At 70.2% G+C, this 13,129-nt stretch carries 11 protein-coding genes; 6 read left to right on the top strand and 5 right to left on the bottom strand.

Annotation, left to right across the window (positions count from 1 at the left end; translation table 11 throughout):
- Positions 1-108 precede the first annotated feature (108 nt).
- Positions 109-1,845 carry a lysine--tRNA ligase gene (gene lysS, locus ACTWP9_RS03090; RefSeq protein ID WP_443244339.1) on the top strand — a complete coding sequence of 579 codons (1,737 nt, stop codon included), beginning with the start codon at positions 109-111 and terminating at the stop codon, positions 1,843-1,845.
- Positions 1,846-1,857: 12 nt separating this feature from the next.
- Here the strand turns inward: lysS and ACTWP9_RS03085 are convergent, their stop codons facing one another.
- From ACTWP9_RS03085 to ACTWP9_RS03075, 3 genes are all read right to left on the bottom strand, one after another.
- Positions 1,858-3,324 carry a DUF2637 domain-containing protein gene (locus ACTWP9_RS03085; RefSeq protein WP_443244338.1) on the bottom strand — a complete coding sequence of 489 codons (1,467 nt, stop codon included), beginning with the start codon at positions 3,322-3,324 and terminating at the stop codon, positions 1,858-1,860.
- 151 nt (positions 3,325-3,475) lie between these two features.
- Entirely contained in the window at positions 3,476-4,192 is a 717-nt protein-coding gene (locus tag ACTWP9_RS03080; protein ID WP_443244337.1) for a DUF3558 domain-containing protein, read from the bottom strand.
- Between the two features lie 163 nt (positions 4,193-4,355).
- Positions 4,356-5,270 carry a hypothetical protein gene (locus ACTWP9_RS03075; protein WP_443244336.1) on the bottom strand — a complete coding sequence of 305 codons (915 nt, stop codon included), beginning with the start codon at positions 5,268-5,270 and terminating at the stop codon, positions 4,356-4,358.
- 502 nt (positions 5,271-5,772) lie between these two features.
- Between ACTWP9_RS03075 and ACTWP9_RS03070 the strand changes: the two genes are divergently transcribed.
- Complete coding sequence (locus tag ACTWP9_RS03070; RefSeq protein WP_443244335.1) at positions 5,773-7,551, top strand: BCCT family transporter; 1,779 nt, start codon at positions 5,773-5,775, stop codon at positions 7,549-7,551.
- A gap of 112 nt (positions 7,552-7,663) precedes the next feature.
- Here the strand turns inward: ACTWP9_RS03070 and ACTWP9_RS03065 are convergent, their stop codons facing one another.
- Together ACTWP9_RS03065 and ACTWP9_RS03060 are read right to left on the bottom strand one after the other, a co-directional pair.
- Positions 7,664-8,599, bottom strand: a complete 936-nt coding sequence (locus ACTWP9_RS03065) for a DUF389 domain-containing protein (protein ID WP_443244334.1) — start codon at positions 8,597-8,599, stop codon at positions 7,664-7,666.
- Positions 8,600-8,635: 36 nt separating this feature from the next.
- Positions 8,636-9,379, bottom strand: a complete 744-nt coding sequence (locus ACTWP9_RS03060; RefSeq protein WP_443244333.1) for a hypothetical protein — start codon at positions 9,377-9,379, stop codon at positions 8,636-8,638.
- Positions 9,380-9,515: 136 nt separating this feature from the next.
- On the opposite strand from ACTWP9_RS03060, the gene hemL reads away from it, so the two are divergent.
- From hemL to ACTWP9_RS03040, 4 genes are all read left to right on the top strand, one after another.
- Entirely contained in the window at positions 9,516-10,844 is a 1,329-nt protein-coding gene (hemL, locus tag ACTWP9_RS03055; protein WP_443244332.1) for a glutamate-1-semialdehyde 2,1-aminomutase, read from the top strand.
- An 86-nt stretch (positions 10,845-10,930) separates the two neighbouring features.
- Positions 10,931-11,587, top strand: a complete 657-nt coding sequence (locus ACTWP9_RS03050; protein ID WP_443244400.1) for a histidine phosphatase family protein — start codon at positions 10,931-10,933, stop codon at positions 11,585-11,587.
- Positions 11,588-11,706: 119 nt separating this feature from the next.
- A complete protein-coding gene (locus ACTWP9_RS03045; protein ID WP_443244331.1) occupies positions 11,707-12,309 on the top strand; it encodes a TlpA family protein disulfide reductase in 603 nt (200 codons plus the stop codon).
- Positions 12,310-12,316: 7 nt separating this feature from the next.
- Positions 12,317-13,129 (top strand): cytochrome c biogenesis CcdA family protein, encoded by an 813-nt coding sequence (locus ACTWP9_RS03040; protein WP_443244330.1) that lies wholly within the window; start codon positions 12,317-12,319, stop codon positions 13,127-13,129.

Below are 13,129 nucleotides of genomic sequence, written 5' to 3'. Positions count from 1 at the left end.
CCCAGTATCCCACGTGCATATAGGGGACCGCCGCCGTGTTTCGGAGTGGGACAATGGGCCCGCAGGCTTGAAGAGTGCCCCGAGAAGAACGAGAAGGAAGTGCCGGACGTGGCTCAGACCACCCACGAGGCCGACTGGGTCTCCCGTATCGCCGATGAGGTCATCGCAGAGGCGGAACGTCGCGGTCTGAAAACAGTGGTCTGTGCGTCCGGGCTGAGCCCCTCAGGGCCGATCCACCTGGGCAACCTGCGTGAGGTGATGGTGCCGCACCTGGTCGCCGACGAGATCAAGCGCCGGGGCACCGCGTGCGAACACATCCTGTCCTGGGACGACTACGACAGGTTCCGCAAGGTCCCGGCCGGTGTCGAGGGCGTCGACGAGTCCTGGAACGAGCACATCGGCCGCCCGCTGACCGCCGTGCCCGCGCCGGCCGGCAGCCCGTACGCCAGCTGGGCCGAGCACTTCAGGGCCGCCATGGAGGCGTCCCTGCTGGAGCTGGGCGTGCAGTACCGGGGCATCAGCCAGACCGAGCAGTACACCTCGGGCGTCTACCGCGACCAGATCCTCTTCGCGATGCGCGAGCGCGCCCGTATCGACGCCGTCCTCGACCGCTACCGGACGCTGGAGAAGGGCGCGAAGGGCGGCAAGAAGCAGCAGCAGAAGCCGGCCGACGCAGCGGAGGTGCAGGCCGCCGAAGGCTCGGGCGCCGCCGCCGAGGACGACGGCTCGGGCGCCGGCGCGGGCTCCGCGTACTACCCGTACAAGCCCTACTGCACCGCCTGCGGGCGTGACCTGACCACCGTCACGGCGTACGACGACGAGACCACCGAGCTGTCCTACACCTGCCGCTGCGGGCACGGCGAGACGGTGGAGCTGCGCGACTTCCACCACGGCAAGCTGGTGTGGAAGGTCGACTGGCCGATGCGCTGGGCGTACGAGGGCGTCGTCTTCGAGCCGTCCGGCGTCGACCACCAGTCGCCCGGCTCGTCGTTCGTCGTCGGCGGGCAGCTGGTGAAGGAGATCTTCGGCGGCGAGCAGCCCATCGGCCCGATGTACGCCTTCGTGGGCATCAGCGGCATGGCGAAGATGTCCTCCTCCAAGGGCGGCGTGCCCACTCCCGCCGAAGCCCTCCAGATCATGGAGGCGCCGCTGCTGCGCTGGATGTACGCCCGGCGCAAGCCGAACCAGGCGTTCAAGGTCGCCTTCGACCAGGAGATCCAGCGCACTTACGACGAGTGGGACGCGCTCGGCCGCAAGATCGCCGACGGCTCGGCGCAGCCCGCCGACATCGCCGCGCACACCCGTGCCTCGTCCACCGCGCTGGGCCCGCTGCCGATCACACCGCGCCCGCTGCCGTACCGCACGCTCGCCTCGGTCACCGACATCACCGGCGGCCACGAGGAGCAGACCCTGCGCATCCTCAGCGAGCTGGACCCGGAGCACCCGGTGCACTCGCTGGACGAGGTCCGCCCGCGGCTGGACCGCGCACAGCGCTGGATCAACACCCAGGTCCCGGCCGACCAGCGCACCCGCGTCCGTGAGGACCCCGACACCGAGCTGCTGGCCTCGCTGGACGAGGAGCAGCGCGAGTCGCTGCGGCTGCTGCTCGACGGGCTGGACGAGCACTGGTCGCTGGAGGGCCTGACCTCGCTGGTGTACGGGGTGCCCAAGGTGCGGGCCGGTCTGGCGCCGGACGCCAAGCCCACCGCGGAGCTGAAGGCGGCACAGCGCGGGTTCTTCGCCCTGCTGTACCGCCTGCTGGTCGGCCGCGAGACGGGCCCCCGGCTGCCCACGCTGCTGCTGGCGGTGGGCGCCGACCGCGTCCGCAAGCTGCTGGGCGCCTGACGCCGGACGGCTTCAGCCCGCGAGGCCCATCTCGGTGTTGTAGCGGTCCTTGAACTCCCGCATATAGCCGCGCAGATACGTCTCGCTCAGCAGGTTGCCGTCCGCCGAGGTCACCCCGAAGCCCTCGTACAGGGTGCGGGAGAGGAGGCGTGCCGTCGGGAACTCGCCGTGGGAGGCGACGTACTGGCGGTACGCCGAGAAGTAGAACTCCTCGCGCGGCACTCCGTCGGGGATGCCGATCGGCTCGTCGCCGAGATCCGGCGCCTCCGCGTACTCCGGCCCGGCCGCCTCCGGTTCGGCCTCCGGCCCCGGCGGGAAGGCGCCGGGTTCGACGAAGAGCTCCTGCTGCTGGCGGACCGGCGCCGGGTTGGCCAGAGTGCGGTAGCGGCCGGGGGCCACGGGCACGGGGAACTCGGTGGCGGGCTGCGGTGCGGGCGCGGCAGCGGGAGCGGGCGCGGGAGGGGGTTCCGGCGGCTGTACGGCCTCCGGTTCGGGCGCGCGTTCCGCCGCCGGGGCGGGCTCCGGTCCCGGCCCGGGCTCGGCCACCAGCCCGGGTTCCGGGGCCTGTGCGGTCTCCGGGGCCTGCGTGCGTTCTGGCGCCTGTCCGGTCTCCGGTGCGGGCGCGGTCACCGGTTCGGGCGCGGTCACGTGCTCGGGGGCCGGCACGTGTTCGTGGGCCGGTTCGGCGCCGGGGCCGGGTGGGTTCTCGCGGGGGGCCAGTTCGTGGCCGGAGACTTCACGACCGGACACTTCACGGCCCGGAACCGCGGCCGGCTCGGGGAAGGGCAGCGGCGCGGGCTCGGGCAGCGTTGTGGCCTGTGGCGCCGTCCGGTGCAGCGGTACTCCGTAGCGGGTCAGCTTGAGGGGCATGAGCGCTTCGACGGGGGCTTTGCGGCGCCAGGAGCGGCCGTACTGGGCGCGCAGTCTGGTCTCGTAGACGAGGCGGTCCTGTTCCATGCGGATGACTTCGTCGTAGTTGCGCAGTTCCCACAGCTTCATGCGTCGCCAGAGGCGGAAGGTGGAGGGGAAGGCGAGCAGCCAGCGGGAGAGGCGTACGCCTTCCATGTGCTTGTCGGCGGTGATGTCCGCGACCCGTCCGGCGGCGTGCCGGGCGGCTTCGACGGTGACGACGAAGAGGACGGGGATGACCGCGTGCATGCCGACTCCGAGTGGGTCGGGCCAGGCGGCGGCGCCGTTGAAGGCGATGGTGGCGGCCGTCAGGAGCCAGGCGGTCTGGCGCAGCAGCGGGAAGGGGATGCGGATCCAGGTCAGCAGCAGGTCGAGGGCGAGCAGTACGACGATGCCCGCGTCCACGCCGATGGGGAAGAACGGGGCGAAGTCGCCGAAGCCCTTCCGTTCGGCCAGCTCGCGGACCGCCGCGTAGGAACCCGCAAAGCCGATCGCCGCGATCACCATCGCGCCGGTGACCACAACGGCGATAAGTATGCGGTGTATTCGGGTCAGTTGTACGCCCTGCACAGGAGTTGTCCCCCACCCTCGGAAACTGGCGGGCCCAGCCTGGCACAAATGTGCGGCACTTTTTGCCGTGCGGGCATGCGCGGAGCCCGGCCCTCGGGCGAGGGCCGGGCTCCGGTGCGTACGGCGCCGCTGGTGGCAGCGGGTGCGGCGGTTACTTGATCTGGGTGACCGCTTCCTTGGCAGCCTTCTCGGCCTTCTTCTTCACCGCGTCGGCGCTGGGCTTCTTGGCGTCCTCGAAGCCGGCACCCTCGTAGTCGACGGTGATCACGACGTTGGCGGTACGGGCGATCAGGCGCTCGGCGCGGTACTCCTCCGATTTGCCCTTGGTGTCCGTCTTCTTGGTCTCGTACCCGAGAGAGCTCGCCTGGTCGCCGATGCCGGAGACCTCGGACTCCTTGATGTTCCTGTTGTCCTTGTTGCTGGTCTTCTCGTCGGCCTGGAGCTTGACGTAGTCCGCGGCGCGCTTGTCGCCGGAGCCGATCGCCGGGTCGGAGTCGAAGCGCTTCAGGGAGAGCGTGAGCTGCCGGTAGTCGTACTTGTCCAGACCGCTCCACAGGCAGCTGTTGGAGTCGTTGGTGTCACCGGAGCCGACGCGCTTGCCCGAGGCGTTCTTCGTGCCGGCAACCAGGTCCTTCACGGTCTTCTTGCCGAGACTCTTGCACGAGTCGGGCAGCTGCTTGAACTTCGCGGGCGCCACGGTGGGGGACTTGCTCGCGGAGGCCGAGGGGGAGTCGGACCCCTTGTCCTGGTCCGAGTCCGAGGAGCAGCCGGCGACCAGCAGGACGGGGAGCGCCACTGCCGCACAGGCGAGCGTGTTCCTGACGGTCTTGCTCCGTCGAGGGGCGTTGCGCGGGGCGTTTCGGTGCATGGTTCCTTCGCTTCCGGGGTCTTCACCAGTTGTGCCGAGCCGGGAGTGGCCGCGGTGCTGACGGAACGGTACGCGGCGCCTGGGGTGGTGTGGGCGTTTCGTGGCACCTTCCACAGCGTGGGACTGCCCACAGGTGGGACTTGCCACAGTGCGAGGACTCGGGTCAGTCCTCCTCGAAGCGCCCGGTGAGCTGCTCCGCGAGCTCGCGCGCCTTCTCCTGGAGTTCGTTGCTGTCCGGGATCCGGTGTTTGTCGGTCACCCACTGGTCGTACTCGACGGTGGCGATCACGTTGGCCGTCCGGAAGACCAGGGTGATGTCCCGGTGCAGACCGGAGTCCGCGGTGTGCAGTTCGTCGTCGATGTAGGCGGCGTCACCGACGTCGTCCAGGGAGCGGGGGGCCAGCTCCTCGTCCGGGGTGGGGGAGGGGCTGTCCTCGGTGTCGTCTTCCGAGTCCTCGGAACTGTCCCGATCATCCGAACTGCCCTTTTTGCCGGTGGGGGAGGCGTCGCCGTCGGGCGTCTTCCCCGTCGACTGGCCGGAGGCGGAGCCGGATCCGCCGGGGGCGGGGGTGATGCCCGCCTTGCGGGCCTTCTTCTTGTACAGCCGCTCGGCCTGCTCGTCGTCGCTGACGGCCGGGTCGTAGGAGACCACCCGCTCGAAGTCGACGGACAGATGGCGGGTGCTGAGCGTGGTGGCGCTCTTCCAGCGGCACCCCACGCGCCGGTCGGTGTCGTAGGTGACGCTCGACTCGCCCTCGTACGGGCCGGCGCTGTCGCTGGGCGCCGGGGTGTCGTCGTCCTCGGCCGCAGCGGCGCCGGGGAGCATCTCGCGGAGCTGGCCGACGCCGACCGTGCCGCACGGTTCGGGGAGGCTGTCGTACTTGCCGGGCGCTGGGGCCGAGGCGGAGGCGGAGGAGCTGCCCGGTTTGCCGTCCTCGTCGTCGCCGGCGCCCGTGGAGCCGGTGCAGGCGGTGAGAGCTCCGGTGAGTGCTCCGGTCAGCGCGAGGGCCAGCGCTGCGTTGGTCGCGTACGAGGCGAGTGCCCCGCGCTGCGCATACCTCTTTGCCCTCCGCGGCACGGCTGGCCTCCTCGTTCGGGGTCGTCGTCCGGGTCGCCCGGGTCGTCCGGGTCGGAGTACGCCCGGAAAGCGTTCCGCCGACGGGGCGACGGCACATGTCTATCGCACCCGCCGCCGGAACGTCCGGTTACCCGGCCTCTATGGTGCACAAAGTCAGGCTTTTCCCTTTCGCCGCTTTTCCGACTCTCCCCTGCCCCGGCCGACTGTGTCATGTACCGGATCTACAACGACCGTTGCTGTTCCCGTCCTTGGGGGCGCCAGGGGTCGGAGGTGGCCCTAGGCTTACCGCGTTCTGCTGGTCACTCGCTGTGGCAACCACGCCTGTGGGGCGGTCAACCTGCCTGAAGCAGGGAGTAGTTGAGCGAAGGAATCGAGCTCCGAGGAGTGTTTTTCGGCCGGATTACTTTGCTGCAAGCCGGGTAGCGGCCCCCCGAATCCATGTCGGAAATGCTGCGTGAGTGAGTGGGCCGCACGTCCACCGGAGGAAGGGCAATAGACAAACGTGAAACCTGAGACAGAGGAGGCACCAGCCTCCAGCGGGGGACTGACCCGGGGTCCGCAGACCGACCGGCTCGTGTTCGGCGTCACGGCGCTCCTCACGCTCGCCTTCGTCATATGGGGCGCGGTCGCGACGGACTCCCTGGGGGATGTCTCGTCCGAGATGCTGAGCTGGACGATGCACAACGGAGGCTGGGCCTTCGTGCTCGCCGCCAGCGGCTTCGTGATCTTCTCGCTGTGGCTGGCCTTCAGCCGTTACGGCAGGATCACCCTCGGCAAGGAGGGGGAGGAGCCGGAGTTCAAGACGGTCTCCTGGATCGCGATGATGTTCAGCGCGGGCATGGGCATCGGGCTGATGTTCTACGGAGTGAGCGAGCCGCTGAGCCACTTCGGCACCCCGCCGCCCGGAACCAACCCGGGCAACGACGCGGCCCGCATGGAGACCTCGCTGGCGACCACGCTCTTCCACTGGACGCTGCACCCGTGGGCGATCTACGCGGTCGTGGGCCTGGCCATCGCCTACAGCTGCTTCCGCCGGGGGCGGCGGCAGACGATCAGCGCGGTCTTCACCCCGCTCATCGGTGAGAAGGCGGCCAACGGCGGTATCGGCAAGGTCATCGACATCCTGGCGATCTTCGCGACGCTCTTCGGCTCCGCCGCCTCGCTGGGTCTGGGCGCGCTCCAGATCGGCAGCGGCATGGAGCAGGCCGGCTGGGCGAGCAAGGTCAGCACCGGTGTGCTGGTCAGCATCATCGTCGTGCTGACGGCGGCCTTCGTGTTCTCGGCCGTCTCCGGCGTGGAGAAGGGCGTCCAGTGGCTGTCCAACATCAACATGGTGCTGGCCGGGCTCCTGGTGCTGTTCCTGTTCGTGGCCGGCCCGACGATCCTGATGCTCAACATGGTGCCGACCTCGGTCGGCAGCTTCCTGGGGGACCTGCCCCAGATGATCGGCCGCACCGACTCCAGCAGCGGCAAGGGCGTCGCTGAGTGGCTCTCGGGCTGGACGGTCTTCTACTGGGCGTGGTGGATCTCCTGGACGCCGTTCGTCGGCATGTTCATCGCCCGCATCAGCCGGGGCCGCACCATCCGTCAGTTCGTCGGCGGTGTGATCCTGGTCCCCAGTGTCGTGAGCCTCATCTGGTTCTCGATCTTCGGCGGTACCTCCATGAAGCTGGCGTCCGACGGCGCGAAGCTGGGTGACACCGCGGAGGCCCAGCTGTTCAACGTGCTCGACCACTACCCGATCGCCAGCGTCACCGGCCTCATCGTGATGCTCCTGGTCGGCATCTTCTTCGTCTCCGGAGCTGACGCCGCCTCGATCGTGATGGGCACGCTCTCGCAGAAGGGCACGCTGGAGCCCAGCCGGGGCGTGGTCGTCGTCTGGGGTGTCCTCACAGGTGGCGTCGGCGCGGTCATGCTGATGATCGGCGGTGGCGGTGACAAAGCCCTGGAGGGGCTGAAGAACCTCACCATCCTGGTGGCGGTGCCGTTCACGGTCGTGATGATAGGACTGTGCATCGCGCTCACCAGAGACCTGCGCCGGGACCCGCTGATCATCCGTACCGAGCGGGGCGAGGAGGCCGTGGGCAGCGCGGTCGTCGCGGCCCACGAGCAGTACGGCGGCGAGTTCGAGTTCCAGATCGGCCCGGTCGATCCCGACGCGCCGAAGCTGGACGCCGAAGCGCTGGACGCGGAGGTCGCCCAAGCCTGCGCCGACGCCGTGGTGCCGGCGGACGACTCCGGCGGCTCGGACGGCGGAGAGTCGGGCAGCAGCAAGCCCTGACCCTCCGTCCGCCCGGACCATGTACGACGGGCGTCCCGCCACCGCGCAGCAGGTGGCGGGACGCCCGTCGCATGTCGCGGGGCCGTCGTACGTGGTGCGGAAATCCGCCGGCTCAGCTCGCGCGAGCGCGGCGCTTGTGTGCCCAGAACAGCTTCTGGCCCAGCAGGGTGAGCGTCCCCGCCAGCACGATCCCGGCGAGATTCACCAGCAGCTGGAGGAACGAGCCGCCCGTCTCCTCCAGGTTGCCGTAGCTGAGCGCCACCGCCGCATTGGCCGCGGCCGGCACGGTCGTGACCGAGATGGCGACCCCGACCAGCGCGCCGGACTTGGAAGAGGTCAGCGAGACGATCCCGGCGACCCCCGCGAGGAGCGCCACGACGAACGACATCGGGTCCGGCTTCCAGATGAAGGCCGTCATCGGGTGCGGGTTGGTGAATTGCTCGTACGAGAAGATGCCGAGCCCGTCCATCACCACGCTGAAGCCCCCCGTCAGCAGCATCGCCACCGGGAAGCCCACCAGCAGGGCCGTCAGAGACCGCCACAGCAGTCGTGGTGCCCGCCGTACGAGGCCCGTGCACACGCCCGCCAGCGGGCCGAACTCGGGCCCGACGACCATCGCGCCGACGATCAGGATGGCGCTGTCCGTCAGCACGCCGCAGGCCGCGAGCATCGTCGCGACGGTCAGGAACGTGAGGTAGGTGAGCGTCAGCCGCGACTCCTCGTGCGTGGCCTCGCTCAGCGACTCCCACAGCACCGCGTCCACGCCCTCGCCCGGCGCCAGCTCCTCGGCGAGATCGGCACGCGCCGAGAGGGACAGATCGATGTCCTCCACGGAGATGGCGCCGTGCTCGGGCAGCCCCATCTCGCGCAGCTCACGCAGGAGTCCGTCCCCCGCCTCGCGTGCGACGTCGCACATGACGACGTCGCCGACCGGGTCGCGGGCCGCGCCCTCCAGTACCACGAGATGGGTGGTGCCCACGGTCTTCTCCAGGAGGGAGGTGACCTCGGTGGTACGGCCGTGGGGAGCGATGATCCGCAGGTGCAGCATGGCGCGCAGCGTAGCGCTGTGACGCGCTGTGCAGTGCTACGGCCAGACCAGGCAGTACGCCTGATGGCCCGCTTCGTGGAGGCGGTCGGAGAAATCCTGCCAGCGGTGCAGGAGTTGGTAGACGTTGAAGGCGTCCTGCGGGCCGGAGCGGTCGGGAACCGTGGACCAGATGAAGGCCGCGGCACCCACCGTCTCCTCACCGATGCCGCGCAGCGGGTCCACGACCGTCATCGGAAGCTTCACCACCGCGTAGTCCGGGTGCAGGACGACAAGTTCGAGCGGCGGAACGCGGTGCAGAGGTATCCCCTCGATCCCCGTCAGCACCATCGCCGCCATCGTCTCGGGCTTGATCTTGGTGAACATGCCCTGGCCCAGCTCGTCCCCGCCCAGCTCCTCGGGGCGCATCGAGATGGGTACGCGCGCGGCCGTGGCACCGTCCGGTGCCCCGAAGTACTTGTAGGTCACCCCCACTCGGCCGCCACCCCTGCTGCTCCTGGTCTTCGCCGTGCTACCGATGCCCGTGAGGCCGCCGCCCCGCACGAGGCCGCTGCCGCGCGTGGTGCTGCCGCTCGTCGCGCCGCCGCTCGTGGTGCTGCCGGCCGTTCCGCTCTCGGACGCGGCACCGCCGCCCGCCGTTCCCCCGTCGGCCGTGCCGCTGTTCGCGCCGCTCCCCGCCGTGGTTCCGCTCTCGGCCGCAGTGCGCCTGTGGCGCCCCTGGGCTCGCTTCGGGCCAGTCTCCGAGGGGCCGGGCCCCTCTCCCAGTCCGCCACCGCGATGCATGTCACCACCCGACTGCTCATCCGGGCCGCACAGCCGTCCCCGTGCGGCCCGATCATCGTGTCAGAGACCTCCCCGTCCCGCGGACTGTGAAACGCCCCCAGGCCCCCGCGCACGGGGCTCTGACACCATGGCTTTCGTGACTTACTCGTACAGCGCCCCAGTATCGCAGTCGCTCTTCGACCGTGCCGCCGCCGTGACGCCAGGAGGCGTGAACTCTCCGGTCCGCGCCTTCCGCGGCGTGGGCGGTACGCCCCGGTTCATGGTGTCCGGTTCCGGGCCCTACCTCACGGACGCGGACGGCAGGGAGTACGTCGACCTGGTCTGCTCCTGGGGGCCGATGATCCTCGGCCATGCGCACCCCGAGGTGACGGATGCCGTACGCAAGGCGGTCGAGCGGGGCACCTCCTTCGGTACGCCCGTCGAGGACGAGGTGGCGCTCGCCGAGGAGATCGTGCGCCGTATCGACCCCGTTGAGCAGGTACGACTCGTCTCCTCCGGCACCGAGGCGACCATGTCGGCGATTCGCCTGGCGCGCGGTTTCACCGGCCGCTCCAAGGTCGTCAAGTTCGCCGGCTGCTACCACGGGCACGTGGACGCGCTGCTCGCCGCGGCCGGCTCCGGGGTCGCCACGCTGGGTCTGCCGGACACCCCGGGGGTCACCGGGGCGCAGGCGGGCGACACCATCGTGCTGCCGTATAACAATCTGGACGCGGTCCGTGCGGCGTTCGCGGCGCACCCCCGCGAGATCGCCTGTGTGATCACCGAGGCGTCGCCGGGCAACATGGGCATCGTCCCGCCGCTCGACGGCTTCAACCAGGGGCTGAAGGACCTGTGCCGGGCGGACGGTGCGCTTTTCGTCTCCGACGAGGTGATGACCGGCTTCCGGGCGAGCGCGCGCGGCTGGTACGGCATCGACGGGGTGACCCCGGATCTGATGACCTTCGGCAAGGTGATGGGCGGCGGCTTCCCGACAGCGGCGTTCGGTGGCCGCAAGGACGTCATGGACCACCTGGCACCGGCCGGCCCCGTCTACCAGGCGGGCACACTGTCCGGGAACCCGGTCGCCACCGCCGCGGGGCTGGCCCAGCTGCGGCTGCTGGCCGCCGACGACTTCGCCGCGCACGCCGTGGTGGACGCCGCGGCCCGCCAAGTGCGGCAGCTGGCCACCGAGGCGTTGGCCAAGGAGGGCGTGGCGCACACGGTGCAGACAGCGGGCAGCATGTTCTCCGTCTTCTTCGGGGATTTCGGTGCCGCCGGGGTCACCGACTACGCGGCGGCCAAGCGGCAGGAGTCCTTCCGCTTCACCGCCTTCTTCCACTCGATGCTCTCCCAGGGCGTCTATCTGCCGCCCTCCGGCTTCGAGGCGTGGTTCGTCTCCGCAGCGCACGACGAGCGGGCCCTGGCGCGCATCGCCGAGGCACTGCCCGCCGCGGCCCGCGCCGCCGCCGAGGCGGTGCCGGCGTGAGCGGGAACATCGACATCGACGGAGTGGCGCCCGAGGCCGGGGCCGGGGCCCGCGCGGACGACAAGACCGTCACCGTCGTCCATGTGATGCGGCACGGCGAGGTCGAGAACCCCGAGGGCATCCTCTACGGACGGCTGGCCGGATATCACCTCTCCGAGCTCGGCCGCCGGATGGCCGACCGGGTCGCCGAGCACCTGGAGCGGCGCGACATCACCCACGTCGTCGCCTCCCCGCTGGAGCGCGCGCAGGAGACCGCGGCGCCGATCGCCAAGCTGCACGGCCTGGACGTCGATACCGACGAGCGGCTGATCGAGGCCGGGAACGTCTTCCAGGGCAAGACCTTCGGCGTCGGCGACGGCGCGCTGCGCAGGCCGGAGAACTGGCGTCATCTGCGCAACCCCTTCCGGCCGTCCTGGGGCGAGCCGTACATCGAGCAGGTCGTACGGATGCGGGGCGCGATCGAGAGTGCCAAGGACGCGGCGTTCGGGCACGAGGCCGTCTGCGTCAGCCACCAGCTGCCCATCTGGATCCTGCGCAGCTTCGTCGAGCGCCGCAGGCTGTGGCACGATCCGCGGCGCCGCCAGTGCACGCTCGCCTCGCTGACGAGCTTCACCTTTCTCGGCGACCGCATCGTCTCCGTCGGCTACTCCGAACCGGCCCGCGATCTGGTGCCCGCGCATCTGCGTGCGGGCGCGAAGCGCCCCAAGGGCGGCGGCGCCCGAAACCGCGGGGCCGGCGCCTGACGCCACCCCCTTGCGGGGTCCCGCACCGCAGCGTGGGCAAGCGCAGGGGCGCAGCCCTCGCGCGGGTGTGGGGGAGGGGGCGCGGAAGATCCCTCAAAGGGGCATGCGAAACTTTTCACATGAGCCAGACCCGCGCCTCCCGCCGCCGCACCACCCTGTTGGCCGCCGGGGTCGCCGCCGGCGCCCTCCTGCTGTCCGCGTGCGGCACCGCGCAGACCGGTTCCTCCTCCGGCGACACCAAGTTCGTGAAGGGTACGGGCGAGATCACCAAGGTCACCAAGGGCAACCGCACCTCGGTGCCCGCCCTGTCAGGCCCCTCGGTCGACGGGAAGAAGCTGAAGCTCTCCGACTACAAGGGCAAGGTCGTCGTGCTGAACGTCTGGGGCTCGTGGTGCAGCCCCTGCCGCGCCGAAGCCCCCAACCTCGCCAAGGTCGCCCGGGACACCAAGGGCAAGGACGTCCAGTTCCTCGGCATCAACACCCGCGACCTGGACAAGGCCAACGCCAAGGCGTTCGAGCGGAACTACGAGATCGACTATCCGAGCTTCTACGACCCCAGCGGCAAGCTCATCCTCAAGTTCCCCAAGAACACCCTCTCCCCGCAGGCCATCCCCTCCACCCTGATCCTGGACAAGGACGGCAAGGTCGCGGTGCGGGCCCTGAAGGAACTGAGCGAGAAGGAGCTGCGCTCGGCGCTCGACCCTCTGACCGACCCGAAGTGACCGCCCCATGACCTCCCTCGCGGCAACCTCCCTGGCGACGTCCCAGGCGACGTCCTCCCTGGCGGCAACGGGGATGAACGGCACCGTCCTCAACGGCGCCCTGCTGCTCGCGCTGCCCATCGCGCTGCTCGGCGGACTGGTCTCGTTCTTCTCGCCGTGCGTGCTGCCGCTGGTACCCGGCTACCTCTCCTACGTCACCGGCGTCAGCGGCACCGATCTGGCCGAGGCGCGGCGGGGGCGGATGTTCCTGGGCGCGGGACTGTTCGTGCTGGGCTTCACCGCCGTGTTCGTCTCCGGCGGCGCCCTCTTCGGCGGTTTCGGCGCCACCCTCCAGGAGAACCGCACTCTCATCTCCCGGGTGATGGGCAGCCTGACGATACTGCTCGGGCTCGCCTTCATGGGGGCGCTCGGACCGCTGACCCGGTTCACCCAGCGCGAGCTGCGTATCCACAAACGGCCCTCGATAGGGCTGGCCGGTGCGCCCATGCTCGGCGTGCTGTTCGGTATCGGCTGGACGCCGTGCATCGGGCCCACGCTCGCCGCCGTTCTCACGCTCTCCTCGAACCAGGCGAGCGCCGGGCGGGGCGCACTGCTGACGGTGGCCTACTGCCTGGGCCTGGGGTTGCCGTTCGTCGTTGCCGCGATCGCCTTCCGGCGGGCGCTGGGCGCCTTCGGCTGGGTGAAGCAGCACTACGCGTGGGTCATGCGGATCGGCGGCGGGATGCTCGTCGCGGTCGGCGTGCTGCTCGTCACAGGCATCTGGGACCGGATCGTCTACGAGATCACGGTCTGGTCGTCCGACTTCACGGTGGGGATCTGA

Source organism: Streptomyces sp. 3N207 (genome assembly GCF_052246355.1).
Classification (GTDB): domain Bacteria; phylum Actinomycetota; class Actinomycetes; order Streptomycetales; family Streptomycetaceae; genus Streptomyces.
The sequence above is the reverse complement of the archived record's forward strand: the minus strand, read 5'-3'. Positions and strand labels throughout refer to the sequence as shown.

Excerpts from the sequence above, each read along its gene's own strand:
- ACTWP9_RS03080 (WP_443244337.1), bottom strand. The coding sequence starts at position 4,192 with ATGCACCGAAACGCCCCGCGCAACGCCCCTCGACGGAGCAAGACCGTC.
- ACTWP9_RS03065 (WP_443244334.1), bottom strand. The coding sequence starts at position 8,599 with ATGCTGCACCTGCGGATCATCGCTCCCCACGGCCGTACCACCGAGGTC.
- ACTWP9_RS03060 (WP_443244333.1), bottom strand. The coding sequence starts at position 9,379 with ATGCATCGCGGTGGCGGACTGGGAGAGGGGCCCGGCCCCTCGGAGACT.
- ACTWP9_RS03050 (WP_443244400.1), top strand. The coding sequence starts at position 10,931 with ATGCGGCACGGCGAGGTCGAGAACCCCGAGGGCATCCTCTACGGACGG.
- ACTWP9_RS03045 (WP_443244331.1), top strand. The coding sequence starts at position 11,707 with ATGAGCCAGACCCGCGCCTCCCGCCGCCGCACCACCCTGTTGGCCGCC.
- ACTWP9_RS03040 (WP_443244330.1), top strand. The coding sequence starts at position 12,317 with ATGACCTCCCTCGCGGCAACCTCCCTGGCGACGTCCCAGGCGACGTCC.